Origin of the sequence: Enterococcus malodoratus (genome assembly GCF_027659535.1) — a bacterium.
GTDB lineage: Bacteria > Bacillota > Bacilli > Lactobacillales > Enterococcaceae > Enterococcus_A > Enterococcus_A malodoratus.
The window spans coordinates 133852-147891 of sequence record NZ_JAQDPG010000002.1 but is presented as its reverse complement, the minus strand read 5'-3'; the positions used below and the strand labels follow the sequence as shown (position 1 = coordinate 147891).

16 protein-coding genes and 1 tRNA gene are annotated in these 14040 nt (G+C 39.3%); 3 read left to right on the top strand and 14 right to left on the bottom strand.

Going from position 1 to position 14040, the window contains the following annotated elements; genetic code table 11:
* Positions 1–11: 11 nt before the first annotated feature.
* The 5 genes from PGP85_RS04045 to PGP85_RS04025 form a co-directional block, all read right to left on the bottom strand.
* Entirely contained in the window at positions 12–746 is a 735-nt protein-coding gene (locus tag PGP85_RS04045) for a C39 family peptidase (protein ID WP_010739330.1), read from the bottom strand.
* A 147-nt stretch (positions 747–893) separates the two neighbouring features.
* Positions 894–1553 carry a beta/alpha barrel domain-containing protein gene (locus tag PGP85_RS04040; protein WP_172463182.1) on the bottom strand — a complete coding sequence of 220 codons (660 nt, stop codon included), beginning with the start codon at positions 1551–1553 and terminating at the stop codon, positions 894–896.
* Positions 1554–1619: 66 nt separating this feature from the next.
* Positions 1620–2234, bottom strand: a complete 615-nt coding sequence (locus PGP85_RS04035) for a glycoside hydrolase family 73 protein (protein WP_270326264.1) — start codon at positions 2232–2234, stop codon at positions 1620–1622.
* A gap of 9 nt (positions 2235–2243) precedes the next feature.
* Positions 2244–3026, bottom strand: a complete 783-nt coding sequence (locus tag PGP85_RS04030) for a M15 family metallopeptidase (protein WP_010739333.1) — start codon at positions 3024–3026, stop codon at positions 2244–2246.
* A 16-nt stretch (positions 3027–3042) separates the two neighbouring features.
* Positions 3043–3576: a hypothetical protein gene (locus PGP85_RS04025; RefSeq protein WP_010739334.1), complete on the bottom strand. Its 534-nt coding sequence runs from the start codon at positions 3574–3576 to the stop codon at positions 3043–3045.
* Positions 3577–3747: 171 nt separating this feature from the next.
* Here PGP85_RS04025 and PGP85_RS04020 point away from each other — a divergent pair, with 171 nt between their 5' ends.
* Positions 3748–4704, top strand: a complete 957-nt coding sequence (locus PGP85_RS04020; RefSeq protein ID WP_270326263.1) for a Gfo/Idh/MocA family protein — start codon at positions 3748–3750, stop codon at positions 4702–4704.
* A gap of 102 nt (positions 4705–4806) precedes the next feature.
* A complete protein-coding gene (locus PGP85_RS04015; RefSeq protein ID WP_010739336.1) occupies positions 4807–5400 on the top strand; it encodes an FUSC family protein in 594 nt (197 codons plus the stop codon).
* A gap of 35 nt (positions 5401–5435) precedes the next feature.
* Here PGP85_RS04015 and PGP85_RS04010 read toward each other — a convergent pair whose 3' ends face one another.
* Entirely contained in the window at positions 5436–8051 is a 2616-nt protein-coding gene (locus tag PGP85_RS04010) for an ABC transporter permease (protein WP_270326261.1), read from the bottom strand.
* Between the two features lie 12 nt (positions 8052–8063).
* Positions 8064–8765, bottom strand: coding sequence for an ABC transporter ATP-binding protein (locus PGP85_RS04005; protein ID WP_010739338.1), 702 nt, complete (start codon positions 8763–8765; stop codon positions 8064–8066).
* A 183-nt stretch (positions 8766–8948) separates the two neighbouring features.
* Between PGP85_RS04005 and PGP85_RS04000 the strand changes: the two genes are divergently transcribed.
* A complete protein-coding gene (locus PGP85_RS04000; protein ID WP_010739339.1) occupies positions 8949–9389 on the top strand; it encodes a hypothetical protein in 441 nt (146 codons plus the stop codon).
* Positions 9390–9430: 41 nt separating this feature from the next.
* On the opposite strand, the gene PGP85_RS03995 is transcribed toward PGP85_RS04000, so the two are convergent.
* From PGP85_RS03995 to PGP85_RS03965, 7 genes are all read right to left on the bottom strand, one after another.
* Positions 9431–9949 carry a nucleotidyltransferase domain-containing protein gene (locus PGP85_RS03995; protein WP_408639887.1) on the bottom strand — a complete coding sequence of 173 codons (519 nt, stop codon included), beginning with the start codon at positions 9947–9949 and terminating at the stop codon, positions 9431–9433.
* 41 nt (positions 9950–9990) lie between these two features.
* A complete protein-coding gene (locus PGP85_RS03990) occupies positions 9991–10689 on the bottom strand; it encodes a gamma-glutamyl-gamma-aminobutyrate hydrolase family protein (protein ID WP_270326259.1) in 699 nt (232 codons plus the stop codon).
* Positions 10690–10812: 123 nt separating this feature from the next.
* On the bottom strand, positions 10813–11958 hold the full coding sequence (gene nagA, locus PGP85_RS03985) for an N-acetylglucosamine-6-phosphate deacetylase (RefSeq protein ID WP_010739342.1): 1146 nt from the start codon (positions 11956–11958) through the stop codon (positions 10813–10815).
* 78 nt (positions 11959–12036) lie between these two features.
* On the bottom strand, positions 12037–12861 hold the full coding sequence (locus PGP85_RS03980) for a helix-turn-helix domain-containing protein (protein ID WP_010739343.1): 825 nt from the start codon (positions 12859–12861) through the stop codon (positions 12037–12039).
* A gap of 192 nt (positions 12862–13053) precedes the next feature.
* A tRNA-Leu gene (locus PGP85_RS03975) sits at positions 13054–13135 on the bottom strand.
* Between the two features lie 47 nt (positions 13136–13182).
* Complete coding sequence (locus PGP85_RS03970; RefSeq protein WP_010739344.1) at positions 13183–13368, bottom strand: hypothetical protein; 186 nt, start codon at positions 13366–13368, stop codon at positions 13183–13185.
* A 59-nt stretch (positions 13369–13427) separates the two neighbouring features.
* Positions 13428–14027 (bottom strand): hypothetical protein, encoded by a 600-nt coding sequence (locus PGP85_RS03965; RefSeq protein WP_010739345.1) that lies wholly within the window; start codon positions 14025–14027, stop codon positions 13428–13430.
* Positions 14028–14040: the final 13 nt, after the last annotated feature.

Genomic DNA, 14040 nt, shown 5'->3' with positions numbered 1-14040 from the left:
CCGTGCCCTTTTTATATCTCATCATCTATTATATAAAGCGATTGACTACCCATTTTTTGATAAATAATTTCAAAATTATCACGCTCTACTAATCTGTTTTTGTAACCAAAGGGATCATTAACATACACATATTGATTATCAATACCCGTAATAACCACTGCGTGACACAAAGGCGAAACAGTCACTTCCCCATTTGTAGTTTTCCAAGTCATAAAATCTTCAGATGTTGGAAGTTCAAAATCTACGGTAGTAACTACCCAAACCGGTGTCCCCTCTTCTACAATCTCAGCCAAATCTTCAAATGAAGTCTTGCTGCTTGCAACAATTGTTTGACTGCTATCAACGATATGTCTAGCAACTTCAGCAACGGGCTCAACTGCTACTCCCATCGCATCTAGACCAGTATAGATGTTCCCTACAAACCCTTCATGGGGATTCCCACGAATAGCTGCTGCTTCATCTTCATAGACCGGCACATAATTCAACAAGTCAGCCAGTTCATTTTTATCTGTTTCGTAATCATAATAGTTTAATAGCATTGATAATGCCGTGACTTCGCATCCGTTTTCCAGAGGCGTTGTTCCCGCGTTCTGATTTTCTAAAGGAACATCGATTAATTCGGTTCCAGTCGTTTGATCTTCCGCAAGTAAGATCTCCGTTTGTAAATTTCCACTAAATCGACTGCTGCTAACCTGTGATTGCTTATTTTGATAAAAAAAGAGAACACAACCTGCCGCCAGTATCATGATTAAACTCGTCCATTTCAATAATCGTTTGATTTTCCTCACCCCTTTTTACGTTTTCTCTCAAGGTGAGTTTCCCAAAGTTAACTTAAATGAACCTAAACTTCTAAATTAAAAAAAGCCGAAATCAGAAACGATTTCGGCTTTTTTTTATTGATGATCTTCATCATATTCCATTTTACGGTATTTCTCCATTTTTTTACTGAACAATACGCCATTTGATGGTGGTGTATACGTTACAGCGTTCGCACCAGCATCAATTGTTGCTTCAATGGTCTCTTCATCTGGGCCACCAGTTGCAATAATAGGTAGTTCTGGGTACATTTTTCTAAAATGTTTGACCGCTGGTACAGTATCCTTACCAGCACTGATATTAATAATATCAACCCCTGCCGCCAGCTTTTCTTCAATTTTAGAATACTTTGATGTGACTGTGGCAATAACTGGAACATCTACAACATCATTAATCGCTTGAATCGTTTCCACTGGGGTGGGACCATTCACGACAACGCCTAAACTCCCCTGCGATTCGGCAAACATTCCCATGTAAGCTGAACGAGCTCCATGAGTCAGGCCCCCAGCAACTCCAGAAAAAACTGGAATATCAGCAGCTTCAATGATGCTTTTAGTAATTGCTGGATGTGGTGTAAATGGATAAACAGCAATCACTGCATCCGCATCAGTATTTCGTATAATCGCGATATCGGTCGTAAAGATAATTGAACGAATTTTTTTCCCAAAAATGACTATTCCCGAAGCCTTTTTGATCACTTTAGGTACTCGAACAATATCCTGTCGCAACTCAGTCATAATTTCAGGTACGTGATTTTCTGTCACTAATACTCATCTCCTCTATCACTCTATACATTAATACTACTATGAATGATCGTATTGCTCCAAGTTATATGTTTCAATTACACTAATGATTTTGTTCGCATAATCTGGGTCAGTAGCGTATCCTGACGTCTGCAGTGCTTGCGCAGCTTGTTTGTAGTCCGTTGCTGTTAAAACGCCCGCATAAAGTTGAGGATCCCAGTTTGTACCATTTACAAAAAGCATCGTGTGATCATCCAAGGATTCGTCCCAAGTATTGTAAACTTTAAAGTCGCCTTGAATCGTGATCCATTGTTCATTTACATATTCTTTCGTTTCAAGACTTACTTTAGGTTGATTTCCCGAAGCCTTAATACCAAAAAGATTTTTGTACTGGCTTGCCAACTGTGACTGTCCCCAATTAGATTCCAAAATAGCTTGACCTAAAATAACACTGGGTAACACTCCATAACCTTGCTGCAATTCTTTCGCATGAGGCGCTAATTGATCAATGAATCCCTGATGCGAGAGTGTCTCTTCTTTTTGTTCTTTTTCAACCCCAAAATCGGATAATGTATGTAAAGAAAAAACGAAAGCCAACCCAATAACTAAGATCCCCGCAAAAATAAGCGGGATCGAAGTTTTGGACTTTCGTTTTTGATAGGTTTTTTTTGGCATAGTAACTCCTTACTTAGCTGACAGGTCTTTCAAAAACTCTTCCAATGTCAGATCATGTTTGGTCATATACTCAGCATTTTCTTTACCGACATAACGGATATGCCAGGGTTCGTAGGTAATGCCCGTAGTGTCCTGACGGTCCTTTAGATAGCGAATGATAAAACCATATTTTGGTGCATTCTCGGCAATCCATTTTGCACCAGGCTGATCACCATACGAAGCATCTAATACTTGTGTTGAGTAAGTATTGTACCAGTCTTGATCAACAATATCGACCGCAAGTCCCGTGTGATGCTCACTATATCCGGGCTCCGTAATAGTTTCCTTTGTTTTTGCGGTAGCATCTGCTTCAGACATTCCATTTCCATTGATCAGTCCGTTCACATTTGTATCAAAAACTTCTTTTTGAGATTCAACGGATCGGAAAGCCGAAACAACTACTAGAGGAAATCCCGCCTTCGTTGCAGCTTCAGAAAATGCTTCATAATCTTTGGCGATTCGACTATCAACCTGATGGCTATTATCTGATAGTGTAGTTAACTGACTTTCAGAAACTTCATTTTCAATTTTATTTTTAGGACCGACCAATACTAAATTCCAATCCTTAACATTGGAATCAGGTAAAGCTTTTTGTACGGCGTTTTTCTTCTTGGCACTCGTTTTCTTTTCAAACGAATAAGTCGTAGCAGTTGCTTTTTTGGCATCCGATTCTGCAGGTGCACTATAAAAAAGCGAATAGGCGGTCATTCCAAACATGATAATGACGGAAAGTAGTCCTACTGTTTTTTTCAATTTAAAAATCCTCTCGTTAATCGTCTAGAGACGTATATGTTTCCGTTAATTTCTCATTGACCCAATCAAGCAGTGCAGTTTTTTTGTGTGCGCTGGCTATCTGGTTCTGAATATGAGCAGGCAAACGAAAGCTTAGTATATCACTATAGCCCCAATTATCATAATCAATGGTGACTCGTAGATCGATGAAATCATGGTTTTCTTCTTCGTTTTTATTTTTGAAAGGAATCAATTCGACTTGAGCCAATCCGCTAGCAATCCATTTTTGCGCAACAATCGTCTTCATCTCTCGATATTCAGCCACTGCCGTTTGGCGTTTCTCTGGAAATAAAAAGGTTTGACGAATAACTTTTTGACTCAACATCCATTCATAATCGCTGAATAGGTTCTTGATTTTTTGATTTGCTTCGGGCGATAAATTATTTTGTCCCGTTTTCCACTGTCGCCATTGAACCTCGTTGATTCCTAAATAATCCTGGTAAAAATCCTGTTCTGTATGAAATTGTTCAAAAATTGCACTAATTACTAAATCTAAATAAATTTGATTCACGAAAAATCCCTCCTCTCCTATTCTACTGAATTTTTTAGAAAAAAACACCTCTTTGGCAGATCGATTGAAATATTTTAATATTTACTGCTATACTTTGTAGAAAGCTTTTGTCTTTTCAAAAATGAACTATTTGGAAAAGCAAAACTTAAATTCGATTTCAGGAGGATTAGTATGACAGACTTACAATGGGGGATCGTTGGTCTCGGCGGAATTGCCCACGATTTTGCTGATAATTTCAATCAAACAACAAGCAAACTAACCGCTTGTGCCTCACGAACTTTAGAAAAGGCTGAAAAATTTGCTAAAGCGTACAATTTGCCAAAAGCTTATGGCAGCTATGAAGAATTACTAGCTGATGAAGATATCTCTATTATATATATTGCGGTCCCAAATCGCCAACATCATCAACACATCATGGATGCCTTAGAAGCAGGCAAGCATGTTTTATGCGAAAAAGCTATCACAATGAACGCAGAAGAACTACAATCTGCGATTGAGCTAGCGGAACAAAAACAATTGATTTTAGCTGAAGCTATGACAATTTTCAACATGCCTCTTTACCATGAGTTACATGCCTTAATGGATAGCGGTCGTATGGGGAATTTGAAAATGGTTCAGGCTCCGTTCGGCAGTTACAAGGATCCTGATCCAACCAATCGGTTTTTCAATCCTGAACTAGCTGGAGGTGCCCTATTAGACATCGGAACTTATGCCGTTTCCTTTGCCCGCTGGTTTCTAACCGAACAACCAACTGTTGTAGCATCTACAATGGTGCCATTTTCAACAGGTGTCGATGAACAATCCGTGACGATTTTACAGAACCAAAAAAATGAGCTTGCAACGGTTAATTTGACGTTTCAGGCAAAAATGCCAAAAAAAGGAATCGTGGCTTTTGAAAATGGGCACTTGACGATTGATGAGTACCCTCGTGCTGATAAGGCAGAACTTTTTTTCAACGATGGAACGAAAGAAATTATTGAATCTGGTTTCGCTGGAAATGCCATGAATTACGAGATCGAAAATATGGTACGAATGATCCACGGACAACTTCCGAATAAATCCCTTTTCTTCACTAAAGACGTGATTGATATTTTAGATCAAATGCAAAAAAAATGGCAGCAAAAATAGAATTTTTTCGATAAAAGGCTTTGCTCAGGCAATGCCTTTTGTTTTTTTGTCAGACTTCCGCTAAACTATTATATATAAAGAATAAGAAGGTGGGAGGAAAATTTGCAAATTGGCCGTTTTCGTTTAGGTATGCGAACAATGAAAACCGCGTTAGCTGTCATGCTGTGCATTCTATTATTTCACGCGACCGACCGCGGCTCTCCGTTGATCGCTGCGCTAGCCGCAGTCTTTTCCTTACGGCAAGACTTGACTACTAGCATTTCTTTTGGCCGCTCACGAGTGCTGGGTAATTCTCTCGGCGGATTATTAGCTTTGATTTTCTACTACATTCAATCATTTTTTAATAACGACTTTTTTGTAGAATTATTTGTGTTGCCTCTGTTTGTTGTACTAGTAATTGTCCTTTCTGATGGGCTCAACAATAATTCGGGTATTATTTCAGCAATCGCCACTATGCTTTTGATTGCTTTGAGTATTCCCCAAGGTGAATCCTTCCTCTACGCCCTGAATCGAGTACTAGATACCTTTATTGGAACCATCATTGGAATTTCACTGAATGGGGTCATTTCTCCCCAAACAGACGAAAAGGAGAAACAGATCAAAGAAGATCTAGTTGAACTTCGCAAAAAAGAAGCCGACTTGAATAGAATGCTTTACGATGTCCGTAAACAAATAAAGGATCATTCTCAAAAATGAGAATGATCCTTTCACTTTTTATACAACTAAATTACTTATTCGTTTGCCTTCAATGCCTCAATCATATCAATCTTTTTCAAGCGGAAATACATAATCACTCCGACAATCAGCGTGAAAAACAACGTTATCAAACTTGCATAAAGATAACTAAGCGGTTGAATATCGGGAGAAAACATCGTCATATCCAACTCAACAGTTTTCAAGATATAACCATGCTCGATTTTTCCAAGGAACAATCCGAAGAAAATCCCCATTAGGGTTAGTAAAATATTTTCCCGATAAACGTAACGCACCACTTCTCCATCGTAAAAGCCTAAGACCTTGATCGTTGATAGCTCTCGTATGCGCTCTGAGACATTAATATTGGTCAGATTATACAACACGATAAACGCTAAGAGACCCGCAGAAATGATCAATACCCACATAATAATGTTGAGGCTTTTGACAGTATCTTTTAGTGCATCTCGTGATTTCGACATAAAACTTACATTGGCAATTTCAGAATTCTCCATTAATTGTTTAGCCATCTGATCCTCGGTCTGACGTTTTGGTTCTTTGCTGAAAAGTAAAAGATCCGTATTGAATTCTGGTTTTTCGTCAAACGTCTTTTCGTAATAGCTCGGTGTCATGTAAATGAAATGCCCGACATAGTTTTCGGAGATTGCCGCCACTTTTACTTTGTAATCTTCACCAGCAATAGATTTGATTTTTAATGTATCACCTTTTTGTAAATCAAATAACTTGGCGAGCTTTTCATTGATAATGACACCATCATCGGTCAGCGAATATTGTTTATTCGTTTTGCGGTTTCTGAAAGATAAAAACTCATTCAGTCTGTTGTTCTCCTTGGGAACAGACAAACTAATTTCCTGTTTAGAAACAGTTTCCTTTTGCGCAGTGAAGGTTTCTAAGGAGACTGGCAAATGGTCTTGATAATTCGAAAAAGTTTCAAGCTGCTGAACATATTTTTTTTCTTGATCGGCAGATGGCGTCTCTTTAAAAACAGTTGTACCTTGATAATGCCACAACTTATCAAATTGCAGTGAAACAATATCACCAATTGAGTCCCGCAATCCGAAACCGGTAATGATCATCGACATACAGCCGGCAATTCCGATCACAGTCATCAGCATCCGTTGCTTATAGCGGAACAAATTGCGCAAAGTTACCTTTTGGCTAAATGAAAGGCGCCGCCAAACAAAGGTCATCCGTTCTAAAAAGATTCGCTTGCCCTTTTTAGGTGCCTTAGGCTGCATCAATGTTGCAGGTGCTGCCCTCAAATCATATCGTAAAACTAGCCAGGCTGAACCGACAGAACAGGTTAATGCCACGGCTAAAGCAATTAACGCGTAGGATAAATACCATGGCGTCACCACTTGAGCTAGATTATATAACTGACCATAAGCGTTGAAGATAATTATCGGCAATAGATAAAAGCCCACAACGAGTCCTAACAGAGTACCTGCACCGCCTGCTAAAGTAGCATAAAGCAAGTATTTCTGAGCAATCTCGCCGTTCCGATACCCTAATGCCTTAAATGTTCCCAGTTCATTCCGTTTCTCCTCTACCATTCTGGTCATGGTCGTCATGGTTACAAGCGCCGCTATCAGAAAGAATATCCATGGAAAAACGGAAGCCAATGAGGAAATTCGTTCAGCATTGTCTTCATATTCGCTATACCCAGGATTTTCAGAACGAGCAAAGAGATGATACTCTGGTTCTACTAAAGAATCAATCTGCTGTTGTTTCCGCGCTAAAACCTCTAGTTGCATGGGGAGTTCTGAATTTATCGCAGCTAGTCCTGAAAGTTGCTCTGGAGAAAGATCATTCAAGTCGATTTGCGTTTGCTGTTGAAATTTCTTTTTTTCCTGATCAAGACGCTTTTGCTGCTCTGCCTTTTTTTCTGCCATTATGTTTGGGGCAGTTTCTTTCAAGTGATTTTTCAGGTTCTTTTGATCCTGTTTTAAACGTTTTTCATACTGCGATGAATAGGCATCACTAGTCTTCAGATCTCGATACTGTATCAAAGCCTCAGAATAGACCGGCTGAGTGAAATTATCCGGCAATACAAAAGCCAGACAATCGATTGAACCCTTACCTACTGTCGTATTTCCCCGAGAGATGTTCTCAATGAACTCAGGACTTTTAACAAATCCAACGATTTTGAATGTTTGCCGTTTGAAAGCTTGCTCCGAATCATCCGCCGAAAAATCAAACTGCTGATTTAGCTTATAGCCCTTTTCTCTAGCAAAGTCATCTAAGACAATTTCAGTTGAACTTTTTGGCAGTCGGCCTTTGGTGACTACCACTCGATTAAGTGTTTGCTTTGCATCATAGCTGAAGATACGAAAAACCTGGTTTTCCTGACTCAGATTGATATCGTGAAAATAGCGCCCCTCTGCTTTTACACCCTTTGCTTCTTCGATCAGCTTGATGTTCTCATCTGTCAATCCCCAAGAAGAAACGACTCGAGTATCAGCTAATTGTTGCTTTCGGTAATAATCTGCAGCTGTTTTTAACATATCCGGTCCTGTGGCCCGCAAACCAACATAGAAAGCGACACCTAAAAATATGATGCTTAGAATTGAAAAGAATCGTGTTTTTGATTGCCAGATTTCACGCCAATTGCTTCGTCGCATCGCCCTTTTCATTTTACTCACCTCTTACCATTGAATCTCTTCAATTGATTGAGGGTTATCATTCAATTCTTCACTGCGAACACGCGCATCATTGATTCGGATGACCCGATCGGCCATCGGTGCAATCGCCGAGTTATGCGTGATAATAACGACAGTCGTCCCATTTTCACGTGCAGTGTCCTGCAATATTTTTAAAATTTGTTTCCCCGTTTCAAAATCAAGAGCACCTGTTGGTTCATCACATAATAATAATTTGGGACGTTTTGCCAATGCCCGAGCAATCGTGACCCGCTGTTGTTCTCCGCCTGATAATTGGGCCGGGAAATTATCCATACGTTCGCCTAAACCAACTGAGCCCAATACTGCTTCAGGCTCCAATGCATCCGATACAATTTGAGAAGCCAGCTCTACATTCTCCTTTGCAGTTAGATTAGGAACCAAATTATAAAACTGAAAAACAAAACCAACATCATTACGGCGATAGGTGGTCAATTCTTTGTCACTAAAAATAGCGATATCCGTGCCATCCACCACTACTTTACCTTCATCACAGCTATCCATTCCACCTAAAATATTTAACACGGTGGATTTCCCTGCACCACTTGGTCCAAGTATTACTGCAACCTCTCCCTTTTCAATCGAAAAATTGATTTTTTCATTTGCTTTAATGACCGTTTCGCCCATTTTGTAATGTTTGCTCTCATCGATCACATCAATATAAGCCATTTTGTATCCCCCTATTACTAAACTTTTATATATACAACTGCTTTATTCTTTTTTAGTTTAACATAGCTCAAAAAAAAGCCAACGACAGATGCCGTCAGACTTAAAAAACCTCCATTTCACATTAACTAAAGTCTTGAAAATAGCAGTTTTTGAATAGATAATGTTTAAAAAGGAGGCTTTTAAATGAAAGAATGTATTGAATGTTATGCAAATGACAATCATGCGACACCCATACTGGGCAAACGGGAATGTTTAGAAAACCATGAACAGTATATTTGCGGAACGTGCGGCCGTTGTATCTGTTGTCAAAAGGATGACAAACGACAGCTTCGAAGAATCGATTTTCCCTTTAAAAGTTTAGCGATTGCGAAACTCTATCTACGTGTTGCCGATCATCTTTATCATAAGGCATGCGGCATTTACGAAGTAATCAGTGAATCCAAACGAAAATCATACAAAATTTTCGTTGATGACACAAGCTTCAAAGAGTACCTGGAAAAAAGCAAAAAGAGTGCTGAAAAACATCAAGCACTGTATCGTAACCCAAGCTATCAAGAATTTACGAAAACCCGGATACGAAAATTGTATCCAAATGAAATCGAAGAATATCTGAGAAAAGGCTAAGTCAACTAATCAGGATGTGCTCGCTTCTCATCATACTTATTCTAATTTTCAGAGACTTGCGGATAAGCAGCATTTAGGTTGCTCAAATCCGCATGATCTATCGCTCTCAGATCATACCCGCTATGAAATATCCTCTGTCCTTCAATAGAAACACAGGGAATCATGCGGCCTTCATAGTGGCTTTTTGTAAACCAATCAGATGCCAGCTCAAACCAGCCACCTTCTGGATTTGCTTGCTTCACGCTTCCTGATTCGCTGATCACAAATGGATGGATATCAATATTCCCATAGTTAGGATGGTATAACTCTACACGTGTCGGACGCTGATCAATCGTAATCTGATAACCTATTTCGCTCAATTTTTTAAGCAATTCTTTTTCGTGTGTAGCATCAAAATCAATATCTACATCCCGATGTTCTCGTTTTTGTTTTCCGATCAGCACATCAATTCCCCATCCTCCTTCGACCCAATAACGAATATTAAGGTCGCTTAGCAAATCAATGATCATGAGAAAACTCTCTTTACTGACTGACTCGGTTTGTTTATCTTTTGATTTCATTTTTCACTCTTCCTCTTTCCGTTTCTTCAGATAATAAAAGTTTAACATGCAGATAAGAACGCTGCCATCAATGCTTTATTTTCTGTTGTTGATGCATCGAAGAACTCCGGATGCCATTGAACACCTAAAACAAATTTTGCTGATTTCAAAGAGACTCCTTCGATTACCCCATCCGTTGAAACAGCTGTTACCTCTAGCCCATTGCCTACCTCTTTGATGGCTTGATGATGATAGCTGTTCACTCCTAGTTTGGTACGATCTAAGATACGATGCAATAGACTATTTTCGATCAGTTGCACTTCATGCTGCACCTTAGCATATGGGGGAATCATCTGATGACACACAGAAGATGACCTTTCACTTGGCAAATCCTGATAGAGTGTACCGCCATACAATGCATTCAATAGTTGTACACCTCGGCAAATAGCCAATAGCGGCTTATCTTTAGCAATCACTTCTCGCATAAGATAACCCTCCATTTCGTCACGTACCCGACAGGGGATCCCACAGACGGATCGCTTTTTTTCTCCATAAAAAGACGGATCAATATCCTGGCCGCCAGTAAAAAGAAAGCCATCGCAAGAAGTCAAAAAGGTTTCCAACACTTCCTTATTCGTTGTAAGAGGTAAAATCAACGGAATACCGCCATTTTTTTCGATCAACTCTAAGTAACCCGGCAGCAGCCAAATACTCTTTCGTTCCTCATCATATAACGGTGTCACACCAATTATTGGTTTCATATTGTTCTCCTTTTAGTGATTTTTTATAAGTCTAAAAGTTTAACAAAAATTCTACCATAAAAATTCCATCGAAGACAAAAAAACTCGATCAAAAAATGATCGAGTTTAAAATCAGTCGTTTAATTAAGCGTGATAACGTTCAACACCGTCTAAATAAGTAGCAACCAGATCCATACTAGGTTCTAGGACGATGAAATCAGCCGCCCGTCCTTCTGCGATCATGCCGCATTTGTCATCAATCTTACAGCTCACTGCTGGTACATAAGATGCCATCATGATTGCTTGCTCTGGTGTTGCGATATCCCAATCAACAACGTTCTTAATTGCTTCTTTTAGCTTCAAAATACTTCCAGCTAAGTTGCCGGATTCAAGGCGTGCCGTTCCTTCTTTCACGACTACTGGGAATTCGCCTAGATTGTAATTGCCATCAGGCATTCCGCCCGCCATCATACAGTCAGTGATCAAAGCAACATGATCATGTCCAGCCTTTTCCATCAATACTTCAGCTGCTTGCGGATGTACATGATGTCCGTCACAGATTAATTCAGAGAATACATGCTGCAAGGTTAATAACGCGCCAACCATCCCTGGTTCACGATGATTCAAACCGCGCATTCCGTTATAAGCATGTACAAAGACGCTAGCCCCTGCTTCAACTGCTTCTTGCGCTTCTTCTAATGTACCGCTAGAGTGTCCTAGTGAAACAACAACACCTTCGTCGGTTACTGTTTTAACAAATTCTTTGACACCTTTACGTTCAGGAGCCAGAGCTATTTTTTTGATCAAGCCACCTGAAGCTTCTTGCCATTCATGGAAAGTATCCACATCAGGATCACCAAAATAACTAGGATTTTGCGCACCTTTATGTTCTTCAGTGAAGAATGGACCTTCAAAATAGATCCCTTGAATCTTCGCACCATCAACCTCTTGATACATTTTGCCGATTGTTTCCGCAACATCCTTCAAACGTTCTTTAGTTGAAGTCAAAGTCGTTGGCAAGAAACTTGTCACGCCACATGATAATAATCCTTCAGACATCACTTTGATTCCATCGGCATCATTATCCATTACATCATGATTTTTATACCCATGGATATGAGTATCAACTAAACCAGGTGCAATCCATTTTCCACTTTGATCGATAATCTCAGCATCTGCTGGTTTTTCCTTCGTATATGTTCCAAAAATGCCATCAGTGACATCTAAATAACCTGCGCCTTTAACACCAGAGTTTAAAAAGAATTTGTCAGCATAAATAAATGTTTTCATTTAGAGCTCTCCCTTTTTTTCTTAGTATCTTAAAGTTACTCCTGAATGATTAAGAAGTCAAGAATGGTGTAGACCATTCTATAAATCTTTTATCTTTTCAATAGCACGCAGCATTTTTCGATAATTAATGACTGAATGCAACTCGTCACGCGCTTCCAACATTCGAATTTTTAGTTCTAAAAGCTCTCTCAATTTATAATAGCTGCATTGCTGACGATTCCATTTCAAACCCATATCCACGACTTTCTCAGCAAGATCCAAGCGCTCATGCTTAACTAGGAAAGTACCATAGTTAACAAAAAGATTACTCAACTCGCTGCGCTCTGAATAATCAGCCATCATTGTCTGGAACAAGTCGAAGCTTTGATTGTAATAGTTTTGGGCGTCACTCACTCTGCCCATTACCGAACTCATTTTGCCGGCAAAACTTAAAAGTAAAATTCGACTATCGAAATAACCATCATATTTTTTTGACACACAGATTGAAAGTCCTTGAACAATTTGATCTAAAGCCGCTTCCGGCTCCTCATCAAGAAAATAAGCGCAAACTCCTTTAAAAAAATAAGCCAGTTGCCGATCCTTATCTAAGTGAGTAATCTGCCTTTCATCCAAGTATTCCAACGTTGTTCGAATTTCTAAGTATTTACCAATTCGCAAATACATAAACATCTTGTTGAAATATTTACGCAGAAATAATTCTTCTGGTAAAAAATCAAGCATCAATTGATCGATAGTAATTCCTAAACGATGGCAAAGTTGTTGAATCACAATAATATTGGGGATCTCTTCATCATTTTCGATTCGGCTCAAAACACTTTGAGAACAAATCCCTTGAGAAAGATCTTTTTGTGTCATGCCGTGTTCTTTTCTGAACTCTTTTAAGACTTGACCAATTGCTAACATTGATAATTCCTCCAAATATGCAAATTCGCATTTTAATAACTCAATTTTATCCGATGACTGACAGACAAGCAACTTCTGTGTTCTAAATGCACAAAAGAATTGAATTTAAATGATACGGTTTTCTATATAGTTTTAAACGTTCTTCATTTTTTTACAAAAAAAAGAACATACCAGAAAATGGTACATTCAAAATGCGGCGAATGGGATTCGAACCCACACGAGCCAAGCTCATACGCCCCTCAAGCGTACGTGTCTGCCATTCCACCACCACCGCGCAGAATCTTTTTCATAATAGCGAGCTAAAATGAAAAAGTCAATATCTTAAACTATCGTCGTATCGTAGACATAAGTAATATTTCCCTTTAGTCCAGCGATACCGCGGAAAAACTTTTTATCTTCTTGCTTGGTCCATACATCACGAAATAAAAAGAAGTCATCTCGCGACACTTCGAATTTATCAATCTCACCTGCCCGCAACTGGCGAATTTTTTCTTCAAATGGATTCATACTTCCTTCTCCCCTATCATCCTAAAACAACAGAAGGCTGCCATATGGCACCTTCTGCATTAATCATGAAAGTATTTACTGCTTTCAATCTTTGAATTATCCTCTTGCATAATCCCACGCAATGAACGATCCAATCGCTGACGTGATTTCTTTCTTTCAATCACTGGTGGCGTCTGTTCATTTTCCGAAGCAAATAAAATATACGATTGCTTTGATTTCTCCATTCGACTCATCAATTCTCTTGGAGACACTGCGTCAGCGGGTTCATCAGGGATTATAGAAGAAGGCACATACTTTGGAGCAAAAGGAGTTGCGCTGCGACCATTTCGCGAATTGAAAGTCGTTTTAACAACTTCTTTTGGTTTACGTTCCTCAAATAAATTTACTTTTTTTGATTCTTTATGTTCTCCCTGATACATTGGCAGATTGGCTTTGTGATGATCGAGTTCCCTCCGCGGTTCTTCATCTAGGTTAACACGCCGCGTTCGTTTTGCTTTTGGCATCGGACGTTCAAAAATATCTTTCGCCTCTAAACGATAACTTGTGATTAAGTCATCCTGCCCATCAAACAAGACACGTTGGTTAGTCTGTACTATTTTCACACCTGCTTCATCATCAAAAGCAGGAAAACGGCTCTTCTTTCTGCTGTACGTTTGCATAAAATCATCCTTA

Bases quoted from the DNA above. Each gene is read 5' to 3' on its own strand.
- PGP85_RS04045 (WP_010739330.1), bottom strand. From the start codon at position 746: ATGATACTGGCGGCAGGTTGTGTTCTCTTTTTTTATCAAAATAAGCAA.
- PGP85_RS04040 (WP_172463182.1), bottom strand. From the start codon at position 1,553: ATGACTGAGTTGCGACAGGATATTGTTCGAGTACCTAAAGTGATCAAA.
- PGP85_RS04035 (WP_270326264.1), bottom strand. From the start codon at position 2,234: ATGCCAAAAAAAACCTATCAAAAACGAAAGTCCAAAACTTCGATCCCG.
- PGP85_RS04020 (WP_270326263.1), top strand. From the start codon at position 3,748: ATGACAGACTTACAATGGGGGATCGTTGGTCTCGGCGGAATTGCCCAC.
- PGP85_RS04010 (WP_270326261.1), bottom strand. From the start codon at position 8,051: ATGAAAAGGGCGATGCGACGAAGCAATTGGCGTGAAATCTGGCAATCA.
- PGP85_RS04005 (WP_010739338.1), bottom strand. From the start codon at position 8,765: ATGGCTTATATTGATGTGATCGATGAGAGCAAACATTACAAAATGGGC.
- PGP85_RS04000 (WP_010739339.1), top strand. From the start codon at position 8,949: ATGAAAGAATGTATTGAATGTTATGCAAATGACAATCATGCGACACCC.
- PGP85_RS03995 (WP_408639887.1), bottom strand. From the start codon at position 9,949: ATGAAATCAAAAGATAAACAAACCGAGTCAGTCAGTAAAGAGAGTTTT.
- PGP85_RS03990 (WP_270326259.1), bottom strand. From the start codon at position 10,689: ATGAAACCAATAATTGGTGTGACACCGTTATATGATGAGGAACGAAAG.
- nagA (WP_010739342.1), bottom strand. From the start codon at position 11,958: ATGAAAACATTTATTTATGCTGACAAATTCTTTTTAAACTCTGGTGTT.
- PGP85_RS03980 (WP_010739343.1), bottom strand. From the start codon at position 12,861: ATGTTAGCAATTGGTCAAGTCTTAAAAGAGTTCAGAAAAGAACACGGC.
- PGP85_RS03970 (WP_010739344.1), bottom strand. From the start codon at position 13,368: ATGAATCCATTTGAAGAAAAAATTCGCCAGTTGCGGGCAGGTGAGATT.
- PGP85_RS03965 (WP_010739345.1), bottom strand. From the start codon at position 14,027: ATGCAAACGTACAGCAGAAAGAAGAGCCGTTTTCCTGCTTTTGATGAT.